This is a genomic window from Kitasatospora sp. NPDC101108, from assembly GCF_055584725.1.
This window is the reverse complement of the sequence record NZ_JBVJLM010000008.1, coordinates 176,409-190,751: the sequence shown is the minus strand read 5'-3', so window position 1 is coordinate 190,751 and position 14,343 is coordinate 176,409. Positions and strand designations below refer to the sequence as shown.

General features: G+C 73.1%; 12 protein-coding genes. 8 read left to right on the top strand and 4 right to left on the bottom strand.

The annotated features are described in order from the left end of the window. Position 1 precedes the first annotated feature (1 nt). On the bottom strand, positions 2-997 hold the full coding sequence (locus tag ACZ6Z8_RS19690; RefSeq protein ID WP_465611317.1) for an alpha-ketoacid dehydrogenase subunit beta: 996 nt from the start codon (positions 995-997) through the stop codon (positions 2-4). Continuing rightward, entirely contained in the window at positions 997-2,136 is a 1,140-nt protein-coding gene (gene pdhA, locus ACZ6Z8_RS19685; protein WP_465611316.1) for a pyruvate dehydrogenase (acetyl-transferring) E1 component subunit alpha, read from the bottom strand. Before pdhA ends, ACZ6Z8_RS19690 begins: the two co-directional genes overlap by 1 nt. Before the next feature lie 149 nt (positions 2,137-2,285). Here pdhA and ACZ6Z8_RS19680 point away from each other — a divergent pair, with 149 nt between their 5' ends. Then, positions 2,286-2,747 carry an Lrp/AsnC family transcriptional regulator gene (locus tag ACZ6Z8_RS19680; protein WP_465611315.1) on the top strand — a complete coding sequence of 154 codons (462 nt, stop codon included), beginning with the start codon at positions 2,286-2,288 and terminating at the stop codon, positions 2,745-2,747. Between the two features lie 41 nt (positions 2,748-2,788). Here the strand turns inward: ACZ6Z8_RS19680 and ACZ6Z8_RS19675 are convergent, their stop codons facing one another. Next, positions 2,789-3,373: a TetR/AcrR family transcriptional regulator gene (locus ACZ6Z8_RS19675; RefSeq protein WP_465611314.1), complete on the bottom strand. Its 585-nt coding sequence runs from the start codon at positions 3,371-3,373 to the stop codon at positions 2,789-2,791. Between the two features lie 124 nt (positions 3,374-3,497). Here ACZ6Z8_RS19675 and ACZ6Z8_RS19670 point away from each other — a divergent pair, with 124 nt between their 5' ends. The 3 genes from ACZ6Z8_RS19670 (at position 3,498) to ACZ6Z8_RS19660 (ending at position 8,311) form a co-directional block, all read left to right on the top strand. Further along, positions 3,498-4,763 (top strand): hypothetical protein, encoded by a 1,266-nt coding sequence (locus ACZ6Z8_RS19670; RefSeq protein ID WP_465611313.1) that lies wholly within the window; start codon positions 3,498-3,500, stop codon positions 4,761-4,763. Between the two features lie 169 nt (positions 4,764-4,932). Beyond that, positions 4,933-6,633 carry a phenylacetic acid degradation protein PaaN gene (gene paaN / locus ACZ6Z8_RS19665; protein ID WP_465611312.1) on the top strand — a complete coding sequence of 567 codons (1,701 nt, stop codon included), beginning with the start codon at positions 4,933-4,935 and terminating at the stop codon, positions 6,631-6,633. Positions 6,634-6,814: 181 nt separating this feature from the next. After that, positions 6,815-8,311 carry an FAD-dependent monooxygenase gene (locus ACZ6Z8_RS19660; RefSeq protein ID WP_465611311.1) on the top strand — a complete coding sequence of 499 codons (1,497 nt, stop codon included), beginning with the start codon at positions 6,815-6,817 and terminating at the stop codon, positions 8,309-8,311. A gap of 73 nt (positions 8,312-8,384) precedes the next feature. On the opposite strand, the gene ACZ6Z8_RS19655 is transcribed toward ACZ6Z8_RS19660, so the two are convergent. Beyond that, positions 8,385-8,951, bottom strand: a complete 567-nt coding sequence (locus ACZ6Z8_RS19655) for a CGNR zinc finger domain-containing protein (RefSeq protein ID WP_465611310.1) — start codon at positions 8,949-8,951, stop codon at positions 8,385-8,387. A 260-nt stretch (positions 8,952-9,211) separates the two neighbouring features. Here ACZ6Z8_RS19655 and ACZ6Z8_RS19650 point away from each other — a divergent pair, with 260 nt between their 5' ends. The 4 genes from ACZ6Z8_RS19650 (at position 9,212) to ACZ6Z8_RS19635 (ending at position 14,333) form a co-directional block, all read left to right on the top strand. After that, the gene (locus ACZ6Z8_RS19650) at positions 9,212-11,368 is read left to right on the top strand and encodes a S53 family peptidase (protein WP_465611309.1); all 2,157 of its coding nucleotides are present in this window, start codon (positions 9,212-9,214) and stop codon (positions 11,366-11,368) included. Between the two features lie 300 nt (positions 11,369-11,668). Then, on the top strand, positions 11,669-12,715 hold the full coding sequence (locus ACZ6Z8_RS19645) for an XRE family transcriptional regulator (RefSeq protein ID WP_465611308.1): 1,047 nt from the start codon (positions 11,669-11,671) through the stop codon (positions 12,713-12,715). 177 nt (positions 12,716-12,892) lie between these two features. Further along, positions 12,893-13,363 (top strand): VOC family protein, encoded by a 471-nt coding sequence (locus tag ACZ6Z8_RS19640; RefSeq protein WP_465611307.1) that lies wholly within the window; start codon positions 12,893-12,895, stop codon positions 13,361-13,363. A 58-nt stretch (positions 13,364-13,421) separates the two neighbouring features. Next, positions 13,422-14,333 (top strand): pyridoxamine 5'-phosphate oxidase family protein, encoded by a 912-nt coding sequence (locus ACZ6Z8_RS19635; protein WP_465611306.1) that lies wholly within the window; start codon positions 13,422-13,424, stop codon positions 14,331-14,333. The last annotated feature ends 10 nt before the right edge of the window (positions 14,334-14,343 follow it).

Below are 14,343 nucleotides of genomic sequence, written 5' to 3'. Positions count from 1 at the left end.
CTCAGTCCTCCCACTGCAGCCGGGCGACCGCGTCCAGGATCCGGTCCACGCCGGGCAGGTGGTGGTGTTCGAGCATCGGCGGCGGGTACGGGATGTCGAAGCCGGTGACCCGCAGCACGGGCGCCGCCAGGTGGTGGAAGCAGCGCTCGGTGACCCGGGCGGCGATCTCCGCGCCGGTGCCGCCGAAGCCGCTGGCCTCGTGCACCACCACGGCCCGGCCGATCGAGCGGACCACCCGGGTGACCGTCTCGTCGTCGAAGGGCACCAGGGTGCGCAGGTCCAGCACGGCGAGGTCCCAGCCCTCGGCCCGCGCCGCCTCGGCCGCCTCCAGGCAGACCGGCAGCGAGGGGCCGTAGGTGATCAGCACCGCCGACGTGCCGGTGCGCCGCAGCACGGCCCGGCCGATCGGCTCGACCGGCGCCGCCGGGTCGAACTCGGCCTTGCCCCAGTAGAGCCGCTTGGGCTCCAGGAAGACCACCGGGTCGTCGGAGGCGATCGAGGCGCGCAGCAGCCCGTACGCGTCGGCGACCGTCCCCGGGGTGACCACGTGCAGACCGGGAGTGCTGGTGTAGTACGCCTCGGAGGCGTCGCTGTGGTGCTCGACGCCGCCGATGCCGCCGCCGTACGGGATGCGCACGGTGATCGGCAGCGGGAGCCGGCCCGCCGTGCGGTTGCGCATCTTGGCGACGTGGGAGAACAGCTGCTCCAGCGCCGGGTAGGCGAAGGCGTCGAACTGCATCTCGACCACCGGGCGCAGCCCGTACATCGCCATGCCGACCGCGGTGCCGAGGATGCCGGCCTCGGCGAGCGGGGTGTCCAGACAGCGGTCGGGGCCGAACTCGGCGGTGAGCCCGTCGGTGATCCGGAAGACGCCGCCGAGCGCGCCGACGTCCTCGCCGAGCACGTGGACCGTCGGGTCCTCGCGCAGGGAGTCCCGCAGAGCGGAGTTGAGCGCCTGCGCCATCGAGGCGGTACGGGAGGAGACTGCCGTCGACATCAGTGCTGCACCTCGGCCTCGGCGGCCAGCTCGGCGGACAACTGGGCGGCCTGCTCGCGCAGTTGGGGGGTGGGCTCGGCGTAGACATGGGCGAACAGCGCCATCGGGTCGAGTGCCGGGTCGGCGTGGAACTCGGCCCGCATCCGGGCCGCCAGCGCCTCCGCCTCGTCCGCCGCGTCCTGCACCAGCCCGTCGTCCAGCAGGTTCAGTTCGCGCAGCGCGCGGTCCATCAGCAGGATCGGGTCGTGCTCCCGCCAGGCGTCCACCTCGGGCTCGGTGCGGTAGCGGGTGGCGTCGTCGGCGTTGGTGTGGGCCTCGATCCGGTAGGTGAGCGCCTCGATCAGGGTGGGGCCCTCGCCGGCCCGGGCGCGCTCGACGGCCTCGGTGAGCACGGAGTGCAGGGCGGGTGCGTCGTTGCCGTCCACCAGCCGGCCCGGCATGCCGTAGCCGACGGCCTTGTGGGCCAGGCTGGGCGCGGCCGACTGGGCGCTGAGCGGGACGGAGATCGCGTAGCCGTTGTTCTGCACCAGGAAGACGACCGGGGCCCGGAGCACGGCGGCGAAGTTCAGCGCCTCGTGGAAGTCGCCCTCGCTGGTGCCGCCGTCGCCGAGCATGGCCAGCGCGACCACCGGCTCGCCGCGCAGCCGGGCGGCGTGCGCCAGTCCGACGGCGTGCGGGGCCTGGGTGCCGAGCGGGGTGCAGAGCGGGGCGGTGCGGCTGGCGCGCGGGTCGTAGCCGGTGTGGGCGTTGCCGCGCAGCAGGGTCAGCGCCTCCAGCGGGTCGACGCCCCGGGAGACCACGGCGAGGGTGTCGCGGTAGCTGGGGAACAGCCAGTCGCGTTCGCCGAGCACCAGCGCGGCGGCGACCTGGCAGGCCTCCTGCCCGGTGGAGGCCGGGTAGACGGCGAGGCGGCCCTGCTTGGTCAGGGTGGTCGCCTGCTGGTTGTAGCGCCGGCCGACGACGAGTCGCCGGTAGAGCTCGCGCAGCAGCGCCGGGTCGTGCTTCTCCAGCGCGGGGGTGCCGAGGACCCGGACGGGGGAGACGTCCGGGAGGAGGGGGGCCGGATCGGTGCGCGGGGCGGTGGCTCCGGGCATCCAGCCGGGCACGCCCGTGTGGTGTCTGTGGTCGAGAACGGTCATCTCGGGGCACCTCCATGGGTGGCGGGGGCTCCCTACCGATTGTTCGGTCGTCTGTTCATCTTGACCAGAAGCGTGACAAGGTGGTGGACATTCGGCCTGAGCAGCGGTCGACTGGTGGCAGTGCGTCCAATCGGTGAGGGTGGGGGGTCATGTCGGCTGAACAGATGTCCAGACTCGACCGGGTCGACCGGTCGATCCTGCGGCTGCTGCAGCAGGACGGTCGCGCCTCCATCCGCTCGGTGGCCGAGCGGGTGCACGTGTCCCGGGCCAACGCGTACGCCCGGATCTCCAGGATGGTCGAGGACGGCGTCATCCGCGGCTTCACCGCCCGGGTGGACCACGAACGGGCAGGTCAGGGCGCGTCCGCGTACATCACCCTGAAGATCGTCCAGAATTCCTGGCGCACCGTGCGCGAGCAGCTGCTGGGACTGCCCGGGGTCGCCCACATCGCCCTGGTCGGCGGGGACTTCGACGTCCTGCTGCTGGTGCACACCGCCGACAACCACGCCCTGCGGGAGCTGGTGCTCAACCGCATCCAGTCCATCCCCCAGGTGCTCGGCACCCGAACCATGCTGGTGTTCGAGGAGACCGACCAGGTCCCGCCGGACTGAGCCCCCGGACCGAAGGCCCCCGGACCGGTACCGCTAGCAGGTCACCGCGCCCGCAGGCCGTCGAAGGCCAGGTGCACCACGGCGTCCGCGACCCCGTCCGCTCCCTTCGCTCCCGGCCGGTACCACTCCACGATCGAGTTGATCATCCCGAACAGCAGCCGGGTGGCCAGCCGCGGCTCCACGTCCCCGCGCAGCGCGCCGTCCGCGACGGCCGCCCGCACCAGCTCCGCCACCTGGTGGTCGAAGTCCCGCCGCCGCTCCAGCGCCCACAGCTCGGTGGCCGTGTTGCCGCGCACCCGCAGCAGCAGCGTCACGTACGGCAGCTCGGCCAGCAGCACCTCCGCCGTGCGCCGCACCACGTGCTCCAGCCGCTCCACCGCCGGGCCCTCCACCGCGGCCGGCTCGGCCAGGATCGCGAACAGCCCGTCCAGGGCCCGGCCCACGGCCAGCCGCAGCAGCTCCTCCTTGCCGCGGACGTGGTGGTAGATCGAGGACTTGGAGATCCCGGCCGCCCGGGAGAGGTCCTCCATCGATGTGCCGTCGTAACCCCGCTCGTTGAACACGTCAACGGTGACCGCGAGCAGTGACTCGACGGTATAGGCGGTGCGCGTGGTGTGATCGGCCATCCTCCGAGTATCCCCGGACGCCCCACGGGCCACTCGATCGGGTCCGCTCGGTCCACGCCTTCGAGGACGGGACCTAGAATCTGCGGACGATCGTCCACGTCCAGCAGGCTGGGGTCCACAGCTGATGAACGCAATACCGGCAGTCTCCTCCGACGTGCCCGAACAGCGCAGCGAGGAGCCGGCGGACGTCCCGCACCCCTGGCAGGCGCGCGCCCGGGCCCTGGTGGTCCGCTTCGGCCCGGCCGTGTGGTGCTACGCCGTGCTCAAGCTGATCGGCTTCACGGTGTTCATGAAGCTGCTCTCCTTCGCCGGCGACTACGCCAAGAAGCCGGCCCGGTTCGGCGGCGGCGCCCACCCCTGGGACGTACTGGCCAGCTGGGACGGCTGGTGGTACCAGCAGGTCGCCCAGTTCGGCTACCACCCGGCGCTGGTCCCGATCCCGGGCGGCCAGCCCGGCTTCACCATCGAGCAGAACTCGGCCGCCTTCTTCCCGCTCTACCCCGGCCTGATGCGGCTGACCTCGGACGTCACCGGCCTCGGCCTGTACGGCGCCGGGATGCTGGTCTCGGTACTGGCCTCGCTGTTCGCCGCCGCCGGGATCTACGCCGTGGTGGACAGGCTGTCCGGCCCCCGGGCGGGCGTGATCGCCGCCGGGATCTGGGCGATCGCCCCGGGCTCGGGCGCCGAGTGGGCGGTCTACTCGGACTCGCTGTTCGTCGCACTGGCCGCCTGGGCCTGCTACCTCACGATGACCAAGCAGTGGGTCGCGGCCGGGGTGGTCACCCTGGTCGCCGGGCTGAACCGGCCGACCGCGGCGGCGCTGATCGGCGCCGTCGGTCTGGCCGCGCTGGTCGAGCTGTACCGGCGGGAGAGCGGCGTGCTGCGCCCGCTGGCCGCGATGGTGCTGGCCCCGCTGGGCCTGCTCGGCTACGTGGCCTGGGTGGGCTGGCGGACCGGCGAGTGGGGCGGCTACTTCCGCATCCAGCACGACGCCTGGCTGCACTACTTCGACGGGGGCCAGGGCACCTGGCAGGCGATCCGCGGGGTCCTGCTGGGCCGCAGCGACTACCCCTTCGCCTTCCCGGTGCCGGACCTGCTGGCCACCCTGATCGTGTTCAGCCTGCCGGTGCTGATCGTGCTGCTGGTCCGGCTGCGGCCGCCGCTGGTGCTGACCGCCTACACGCTGGCCACGATCGTCTCGGTGCTCGGCAGCCTGGGCATCTTCGGCAACGTCTCGCGCTACCTGCTGCCGGCGTTCCCGCTGTTCATCGCGCTCGCGGTGGGGATGCGCAAGCTCAGCTGGCCGGTGCTGGCGGCCGTGCTGGGCACCGGAGCGATCGCCTCGGGCTGGTACGCCGGGTACGTGATCTTCGAGCTCGGCGTGCCGTAGACCGGCCCACCACCGTCGGAGCGGGGGCGCGTCCGGACCGGACGCGCCCCTTCGCGTTCCGGGGAGCCCGCGGGACCCGGCCGGAATCCGTCCCCTGCTCCCTCTTGAGCCGACCGATCGTTCGGTTACTCTGTGACGTGTCCCGTCCTCCCCCCTGAGGAGCGCACAGATGTCCGCAGCGGTCACCCACCCCCTCGTCAGCGAGCTGGTCGAGCGCCACCAGGCCACCCTGGACGCCGCGCTCTCCGCCGCCGCGAAGCGCGACTACTGGTCCGCGTACCCCGAGTTCCCGAAGGCCTACGGCGAGAGCGGCCCGGCCGACGGCAAGGCCGCCTTCGACGCCCTGCTCGGCCGGCCCTTCGCCCTCGACGGCCACCCCACCGACGGCGACCAGGTCGGCGGCGAGGCCTCCCCGTACGGCATCGAGCTGGGCATCACCTACCCGCACGCCGACCCGGACTCGCTGATCGCCGCACTGCGCGCCGCCCAGCCCGGGTGGGCCGCCGCCTCCCCGCTGGAGCGCGCCGCCGTCTGCCTGGAGATCCTGCACCGGATCAACGCCCGTTCCCACGAGTTCGCCCAGGCCGTCATGCACACCACCGGCCAGGCCTACGGCATGGCCTTCCAGGCCGGCGGTCCGCACGCCCAGGACCGCGGGCTGGAGGCCGTCGCCTACGCCTACGCCGAGCAGACCCGGCTGCCCCGGCAGGCCGGCTGGACCAAGCCCCAGGGCAAGCGCGAGCCGCTGGTGATGACCAAGGAGTTCACCGTCGTCCCGCGCGGCCTCGCGCTGCTGATCGGCTGCAACACCTTCCCCACCTGGAACGGCTACCCGGGCCTGTTCGCCTCGCTGGCCACCGGCAACCCGGTGCTGGTCAAGCCGCACCCGCGGGCCGTGCTGCCGCTCGCGCTGACCGTCGCCGTCGCCCGCGAGGTGCTCACCGAGGCGGGCTTCGACGCCAACCTGGTCTGCCTGGCCGCCGAGCACGAGGGCGGCACCGTCGCCGCGACCCTCGCGGTCCGCCCCGAGATCAAGATGATCGACTACACCGGCTCGACCACCTTCGGCGACTGGCTGGAGGAGCACGCCAAGCAGGCCCAGGTCTACACCGAGAAGGCCGGCGTCAACGCGGTGGTCATCGACTCCACCGACGACTACAAGGGCATGCTGGGCAACCTCGCCTTCGCGCTCTCGCTCTACAGCGGCCAGATGTGCACCACCCCGCAGAACGTGCTGATCCCGCGCGGCGGCATCAGCACCGACCAGGGCGACAAGTCCTACGACCAGGTCGTCACCGACCTCGCCGGCGCCATCGAGGGCCTGCTCTCCGACGACGCCCGCGCCGCCGCCATCCTCGGCGCCGTGGTCAACCCGGGCGTGCTCCAGCGCTCGGCCGCCGCGGCCGGCGGGGAGTACGGCGAACTCGCCCTCGCCCCGCGCCCGGTGGTCTCGCCCGACTTCCCCGGCGCGACCGTCCGCACGCCCGCGCTGATCAAGCTCGACGCCGACAAGCCGGACGACCGCGCGGTGTTCCGCAGCGAGTGCTTCGGCCCGGTCTCCTTCGCCGTCGCCGTCGAATCCACCGCGGCCGCCGTGGAGTTGCTGCGCACCACGGTCCGCGAGAAGGGCGCCATGACGGCCTCCGGCTACACCACCTCGCCCGAGGTGGAGGCCCTGCTGGTCGAGGCCGCGCTGGACTCCGGCGTCTCGCTCTCGCTCAACCTCACCGGAGGCGTCTACCCCAACCAGACCGCCGCCTTCTCCGACCTGCACGGCACCGGCGCCAACCCGGCCGCCAACTCGGCCTACTGCGACGGCGCCTTCGTCGCCAACCGGTTCCGCACGGTGGAGATCCGCCGGCACAGCTGATCCGGCCCGGCCGGGGCGGCACGGCACGGCCGGCCGCCCCACCTGCGCAACCCGGTCCCCCGGTGGTCACCGACCGCCGGGGGACCGGCGGTTCACAGCTCCGTGGGCGCCAGCGATGATGGAGGCTGGGAGAACGCCGGAAACGGCGTCCAACCGCCCTCCGAACAACGGGAGCTGATACATGACCCTGAAGCCGACCACCGAAACCGACGTGATCGTCGTCGGCGCCGGACCGACCGGACTGCTGCTGGCCGGCGACCTCGCCGCCGCCGGGGTCGGCGTCACCGTCCTGGAGAAGCGCGCCGCCGAGTCCAACCTCACCCGGGCCTTCGCCGTCCACGCCCGCAGCCTGGAGCTGCTGGACGCCCGCGGCCTCGCCGACGAGCTCATCGCCACCGGCCGCCCGCTCGGCGGCCTGAAGATGATGAACCGGCTCGGGATCGACCTCAGCTCGCTGCCCAGCCGCTTCCCGTTCGTCCTGATCACCCCGCAGTACAACGTCGAACGGCTGCTCCAGGAGCGCGCCGAGCGGGCCGGCGCGGTGATCCTGCGCGGCGCCGAGGTCACCGGGCTGCGCCAGGACGCCGAGGGCGTCACCCTGGGGACCGCCGACGGGCAGAGCCACCGCGCCCGCTACGCGGTCGGCACCGACGGCGTCCGCTCCGCCGTCCGCGAGCTGCTCGGCATCCCCTTCCCCGGCGAGTCCGTGGTCGACTCCGTGATGCTCGCCGACGTCCGGCTGGAGCGCGAGCCCGCCGACGCGATCGCCGTCGGAGCCAACAAGGCCGGCTTCTCCTTCGTCGTCCCGTTCGGCGACGGCTGGTACCGGGTCATCGCCTGGGACCGCAACGAGCACCACGCGGACGGCGCCACCCCCACCCCCGAGCAGCTCACCGCGATCGTCCGGGCCACCCAGGGCGAGGACTACGGCCTGCACGACGTGCGGTGGAGCTCCACCTTCCACAGCGACGAGCGCCAGGCCCCCAACTACCGCTCCGGCCGGGTCTTCCTGGCCGGCGACGCCGCCCACTGCCACTCCCCGGCCGGCGGCCAGGGCATGAACACCGGCCTCCAGGACGCCGCCAACCTCTCCTGGAAGCTCGCCGCCGCCCTCCGTGGCCGGGCCACCGACGCCCTGCTCGACACCTACCAGACCGAGCGGCACCCGGTCGCCAGGACGGTGCTGCGCACCTCCGGCGCGCTGATCCGAATCGCCCTCGCCGAGTCCGCCCCCACCCGCGCCCTGCGCGGGGCGCTCACCGCGATCGGCGGCCACCTCGACCTGCTCACCGAGCGCGGCGCCCGGATGGTCTCCGGGATCGAGATCTCCTACCCCGCCCCCAAGGGCGCCCACCCGCAGGTCGGCAAGCGCGTCCCGGACCTGCGGCTGACCGCCCTCAGCAAGCCCGCCGAGGGCTCCCCGGCCGGCCCCGAGCGGCTCTACGAGGCGCTGCGCGCCGGGCAGTTCGTGCTGGTCAGCAATGACGAGCTGACCGCCGTCGACCCCTGGGCGGACCGCCTGGTCACCGCCGCACCCGCCGATCCGCACGGCAAGCTGGCCGACACCGTCCTGCTGATCCGCCCGGACGGCTACGTCGCCTGGGCCGCCGTCGACCCCGGCCGGGGCGAGCTGCACGAGGCCCTCACCAGCTGGCTGGGAGCCCCCTCGGAGGCCTGACCGGCCACCGGGCGCGGCCGGCGGATCCACCCCGGCCGCGCCCCGCCGCACCGACCCTTCGTTCGGTCGTCGGTTAACCCCGCGCCTTCACGTAGTGCCGCGCCGCCTTCGCCCGATTCCCGCAGACCGCCATCCGGCACCACCGCCGGCGCCCGTTCTGCGAGGCGTCGAAGAAATGCAGAATGCACGCCTCGTGTGCGCACTGCTTCACCCGGTGAGCGCCCTGTCCGAGCAGCGTGAGGAAGTCGTCCGCCGCCAGCCAGGGCGCCAGCCACTCCGGCCGGTCGGCCTCGACCCGGTCCTCGGCGCCGCCCGGCCCGGCCGTCCGCAGGATCCGCCCGTGCGCCAGCACCGCGTCCAGCCCGTCCCGGGCCGGTGCGCCCAACTCGCCCTGCTCGCGCGTGTCCTGGGCCGCCAGCTCGATCGCCTCGCGGGCCTGACGGATCGCCGCCAGCCCCGCCTCGTCGGCCGTGCAGCGCCCGCTCAGCCCGTTGCTGGAGAGCCAGATCCCGTACTGCTCGACGCCGGTGAGCGCGTCGTTGACGGGCGTCCCGGCCCAGCGGGTGTTGAGCAGGTCGAGCGCCAACGGCTCGCCGATCAGCGGTCGGTGGTCCCTCGGGTCCGGCATCACGTTAGTCATCGCTCTCCCTCGGCTCCGTCCGATTCTACGGCCGCGCCGCGCGCCGTGAATTGGTACGGACCGGTGCCGGAATTCCGGTCATTCACTGTATGGAATCCCCCGCTTTCCCGGCCTCCACAGTTGACTGTTTTTTAGCAATGAATTGCCGGACCATGATCCACGGCGCCGATCCGTTCTGACATGTTCTAGCCAGCGTTCCCGAACCCCTCGGAACGCCTTGCCCCTTGCCGGCTCCCCACAGCCGGACGGAGGAGGATCCGTTGCGCCACCGTTCCCTCGCCGTCGCCGCCGCGATAGCCGTCCTGCCGCTCACCGCCGTCTCGCTCGGCCTCTCCACCGCGCAGGCCGCCACCCCACACGCCGCCCCGCGCGTCGCCCTGCCGAACACCGTGAACCCCGCGGTCGCCCACTCGGAGAAGAAGGGTGACGTCCCGGCCGAGCAGCAGATCTCGGTGGCCGTCAGCCTGAAGCTGCGTAACGCGGCCGAGCTGGACCGCTTCCTCACCGCGGTCACCACCCCCGGCGCGCCGGAGTTCGGCAAGTACCTGACGCCGCAGCAGTTCAGCGACCGGTTCGCGCCCACCCAGCAGTCCGTCGACCAGGTCAAGGCCTACCTGGCGGCCCAGGGCCTGACCGTCGGCGACGTCAGCGCCAACCGCCAGGTGGTCAACGCCAAGGGCACCGCCGCCCAGATCTCGCAGGCCTTCGGCACCCACGAGAGCTCCTACCTGGACCCCCGGTCGAGCCGCGCGTTCTTCGCGAACGACGCCGCCGCCTCCATCCCCGCCGAACTGGCCTCGGTGGTCCAGGGCGTGAGCGGCCTGGACAACCACGCGGTGCGCAAGGGCCGGATCGCCGCGCCGAACGCCGCCGCCGCTACCCCGAACGGCATGACCCCGGCCCAGTACCAGGGCGCCTACAACCTGAACAGGACCGGCGCCGACGGCACCGGCACCACGGTCGCCCTCTGGGAGTTCGACGGCTACAAGACCTCGGACCTGACCACCTACGACTCGCAGTACGGCCTGACCGGTCCGGCCGTCTCCACCGTCTCGGTGGACGGCGCGAACTACGACTCCTCGCCCGGCCAGGGCGAGGGCGAGGTCGAGCTGGACAGCGAGATCGTCCGCGGCGCGGCCCCCAAGGCCACCCAGCTGCTCTACGAGGCGCCCAACAGCGACCAGGGCGAGATCGACATGGCCAACAAGATCGTGGCCGACAACAAGGCCTCGGTCATCTCGATCTCCTGGGGCACCTGCGAGCCGGACACCACCGCCTCCTCGATGACCGCCGTCGACAACGCCTTCAAGCAGGCCGCCGCCCAGGGCATCTCGGTCTTCTCCGCCTCCGGCGACGACGGCTCCCGCGACTGCACCCGCTCCGCCAGCGGCTCGGGCGTCACCTCGGTCGACTTCCCGGCCTCCAGCCCGCACCAGACCGGTGTCGGCGGCACCAACCTCAAGGTCAGCAGCTCCAACACCTACTCCTCGGAGAGCGCCTGGAGCACCGCCGGCGGCGGCGTCTCCACCGTGTTCGCCAAGCCGAGCTGGCAGACCGGCACCGGCATCAACGGCACCATGCGCACCGTTCCGGACGTCGCCTCCAACGCCGACCCGCAGAGCGGCTTCGCGATCTACAGCGGCGGCGCCTGGGCCGTCTACGGCGGCACCAGCGCGGCCGCGCCGCTGTGGGCCGGCTACGCCGCCCAGTTCAACCAGAAGGCCAAGGCCGCCGGACAGCCCGTCCTCGGCGAGGCGAGCCCGCGGCTGTACGCGGTCGCGAACAGCAGCAGCTACGGCAGCGCCTTCCACGACGTGACCACCGGCGCCAACCAGGACTTCTCCACCAAGGGCGGCTACGACCAGGTCACCGGCTGGGGCAGCCCGGTCGCCGACGCCCTGACCACGGCCCTGCTCGGCGGCGGCAGCGGCAGCGGCACCACCCCGCCGCCCACCGGCGGCTGCACCGCCACCCAGCTGATCGGCAACGGCGGCTTCGAGACCGGCACCGCCGCCCCGTGGAGCACCTCCTCGGGCGTCGTCGACAACAGCTCCTCGGAGCCGGCCCACTCGGGCAGCTGGAAGGCCTGGCTGGACGGCTACGGCTCCGCCCACACCGACAGCCTGTCGCAGACCGTCTCGGTCCCGGCCGGCTGCGCCTCCGCCACCCTCACCTTCGCGCTGCACATCGACACCGCGGAGACCGGCAGCACCCCGTACGACAAGCTGACCCTCAAGGCCGGCAGCACCACGCTGAAGACCTGGTCCAACGCGGACGCGGCCGCCGGCTACGTGCAGCAGACCCTGGACCTGACCTCCTTCGCCGGCCAGACCGTGACCCTCACGTTCACCGGCACCGAGGACGGCTCCAACCAGACCAGCTTCGTGATCGACGACGTCGCCCTGAACGTCAAGTGATCACCGACCGGTAGCACCACACCCGGACCCCCGCCGGGGCGGCGCCGACACGGCCCGCCCCGGCGGTGTCCGTTTCCGCCCGGTTCCCCACTCCCGGGGCCTGCGTTCCGGCCGTGTTTCCGGACTGTTTCAAGATCGATAACCCTCCGGTCCACCTGCCGTGACCACTGTCATACGCACGACTGATGACGTAGCCTCTCGACCGTGCATAGGGTTCCCCAAAGCTCGGTGAAGCCGCTGGCGGCGCGCCCCGGCGTCGGCCCGGTGCAACCGAACTCACCTGGTGGGGAGGGTCACCGCATGGCCGCACAGCAGCCTCAGGACGCCGCGCGGCTGCGGCTGGTCGGATCGCGTACGGAGCGACCCGATCCGCCCGCCCCTGCGCCGTCCGCCAACCCGGCCCCCGCGCCGTCCGCCAACCCGGCCCCCGCGCCGTCCCCCGGCCGCCCCGCCCCGCCCGGCGGCTTCGCGGACGCCCTACACCTGGCCATCGAGGCCAGCGGCCTCAGCCTGGACCGGATCCGCGCCGCCCTGGCCCAACGTGGCGTCAGGGTCAGTGTCACCACGCTGAGTTACTGGCGCCGCGGTCGCAGCCAGCCCGAACGGGCCAGCTCGCTGCGCGCCGTCCACCTGCTGGAGGAACTGCTCGGCCTGCCGCACAGCGCGCTCTCCTCGCTGCTCGGCCCGCCGCGCCCGCGCGGCCGCTGGGCCGCCGCCGCCAACACCCTCCACCTCGGGCTGGAGGACGTCTGGCCGGGCGAGCAGGAGATCGCCTCGATCTTCGCCGAGCTGGACGCCCCGCCGGCCGGCGAGCTGGAGCGCCTCAGCATCCACGACTCGTACTACGTGGACGCCGAGCGGCGGGGCAACCTGCTGCGGATGCGCCAGGTGGTGCGCGCCACGGTCGGCGGCGTCGGCCGCTGCATGGTCGTCCACAAGGCCGACGAGGAGGCCACCGGCTGCCCCGAGATCACCTCGGTCCGGCACGGCCGGCTGGGCAGGGTCCGCCGCCGCCCGGACGACGGCCTGACCGTCGCCGAGCTGATGCTGGACCGCCCGCTCGGACTCGGCGACAGCACGGTCTTCGAGTACGAGGTGGAGATCCCGCCGGGCGGCCCGACCATGGAGTACAGCCGCCGCTTCGCCACCCCCGTGCGCGAGTACGTGCTCCAGGTCCACTTCGACCCGGCGGCCGTCCCGGCGCACTGCGAGCGCTACGACCGCGAGCCGGGCGCCGACGTCGACCACCGCCGCGAACAGCTGTGGATCGGCGCCTCCGCGAGCGCCCACGTCCTGGCCCCGGACCAGCAGCCGGGCCACATCGGCATCCGCTGGGAGTGGGCCTGACCGCACACCGCCCGAGAGCCCCGCCGGACCACGAGGTCCAGCGGGGCTCTCGCGTTCCCGGACCTAACCACTTCAAGCTGTCACACCGGTTGACGCCTCATCACCTAACTCCTAATCTCCTTATTACCGGTTAGGCAGCGGCCTCGCCGGAAGCCCCAGCCCCGGGAGTGACCAGGCATGTCCAGCACCACCCTGCTCCGCACCCTGCAGACCGGCCACGTGGGCCTGAACGTCACCGACCTGAACCGCTCGATCGACTTCTACCGCGCCGTCCTCGGCCTCCAGCTCGCCTACGAGGGCACCGACCCCGAGCGCCGCTACGCCCTGCTCGGCCGCGACGGCCGCCTGGTGGTCACGCTCTGGCAGCAGAGCACCGGCACCTTCTCCACCGGGACCCCCGGCCTGCACCACCTCTCCTTCGAGGTCGAGAGCCTCGACGAGGTCCGCGCCACCGAGGACCTGCTGCGCGAACTGGGCGCCGATTTCGCCTACGACGGCGTCGTCCCGCACGGCGAGGGCTCGGCCTCCGGAGGCATCTTCTTCAGCGACCCGGACGGCACCCGGCTGGAGATCTACACCCGCACCGGCGTGGACGGGACCACCGCCGAGGCCCCCACCACCGGCGCCCCGACCTGCGGTTTCTTCTAGACCGGACCCGACGGTCCCGAGCCGGCGCACCTGCTGGTGTGCCACGGGGGAGCACACCATGACGACCATCAGCACGCCCTACCACTCCGGTGAGCGGACCGCCCAGGCCCGCGCCGGGGTGACCGACCGGGCCGACCACGCCGGCCGGTCGATCCGCAGCACCGTCCCGGCGGTGGCCGCCCGTTTCCTCACCGAGCGGCGGATGCTGGTGGTCGGCGCCGCCGACCTGGAGGGCCGGGTCTGGGCCACCCAGCTGTCCGGCCCGGCCGGCTTCCTCCAGGCCGCGGACGAGCGCACCATGACGGTCGCCGCCCGCCCGGCCGAGGCCGACCCGCTGGCCGAGGCCCTGGCCCGCCCGACGCAGATCGGCACCATCGCCCTGGACCCGGCCGGCCGCCGCCGGATGCGGCTCAACGGCCGCTCGGCCCCGGACGGCCGGGGCGGCCTGACCGTCCACGCCGAGGAGGTGGTGTCCAACTGCCCCAAGTACATCCAGCGCCGCACCCCGCTGGACCGCCCGGGCGCCGGCTCGCCCCGCACCGTCGCCGAGGGCCAGGCCCTGTCCACGGCGCAGCGACTCGCCGTGAACACCTCGGACACCTTCTTCATCGCGACGGCCGGCCCGGACGGCCGGGTGGACGCCTCGCACCGCGGCGGCTTCCCCGGCTTCCTGGAGGCCGTCGCGACCGACACGGTGCGCTGGCCCGAGTACCGCGGCAACGCGATGTTCATGACCCTCGGGAACCTCGAACTGGACCCACGGGCCGGCCTTCTGCTGCCCGACTGGGAGACCGGCGGATCCCTGCTGATCACCGGCGAGGCCCGCACCGACTGGTCCGAGGAGGCCCGACAGTCCGCCCCGGGCGCCGAGCGGATGGTCGAACTGACCGTCACCGGCGTCCGCGAACTCGCCGACGCCACCCCACTGACCTGGACCGGCCCCGAGTACTCACCCGCCAACCCCCACTGACACCAGGCCG

What these genes read in the sequence shown, in the direction of transcription:
- ACZ6Z8_RS19690 (WP_465611317.1), bottom strand. Translation starts at nt 997, where the DNA reads ATGTCGACGGCAGTCTCCTCCCGTACCGCCTCGATGGCGCAGGCGCTC.
- pdhA (WP_465611316.1), bottom strand. Translation starts at nt 2,136, where the DNA reads ATGACCGTTCTCGACCACAGACACCACACGGGCGTGCCCGGCTGGATG.
- ACZ6Z8_RS19680 (WP_465611315.1), top strand. Translation starts at nt 2,286, where the DNA reads ATGTCGGCTGAACAGATGTCCAGACTCGACCGGGTCGACCGGTCGATC.
- ACZ6Z8_RS19675 (WP_465611314.1), bottom strand. Translation starts at nt 3,373, where the DNA reads ATGGCCGATCACACCACGCGCACCGCCTATACCGTCGAGTCACTGCTC.
- ACZ6Z8_RS19670 (WP_465611313.1), top strand. Translation starts at nt 3,498, where the DNA reads ATGAACGCAATACCGGCAGTCTCCTCCGACGTGCCCGAACAGCGCAGC.
- paaN (WP_465611312.1), top strand. Translation starts at nt 4,933, where the DNA reads ATGTCCGCAGCGGTCACCCACCCCCTCGTCAGCGAGCTGGTCGAGCGC.
- ACZ6Z8_RS19660 (WP_465611311.1), top strand. Translation starts at nt 6,815, where the DNA reads ATGACCCTGAAGCCGACCACCGAAACCGACGTGATCGTCGTCGGCGCC.
- ACZ6Z8_RS19655 (WP_465611310.1), bottom strand. Translation starts at nt 8,951, where the DNA reads ATGACTAACGTGATGCCGGACCCGAGGGACCACCGACCGCTGATCGGC.
- ACZ6Z8_RS19645 (WP_465611308.1), top strand. Translation starts at nt 11,669, where the DNA reads ATGGCCGCACAGCAGCCTCAGGACGCCGCGCGGCTGCGGCTGGTCGGA.
- ACZ6Z8_RS19640 (WP_465611307.1), top strand. Translation starts at nt 12,893, where the DNA reads ATGTCCAGCACCACCCTGCTCCGCACCCTGCAGACCGGCCACGTGGGC.
- ACZ6Z8_RS19635 (WP_465611306.1), top strand. Translation starts at nt 13,422, where the DNA reads ATGACGACCATCAGCACGCCCTACCACTCCGGTGAGCGGACCGCCCAG.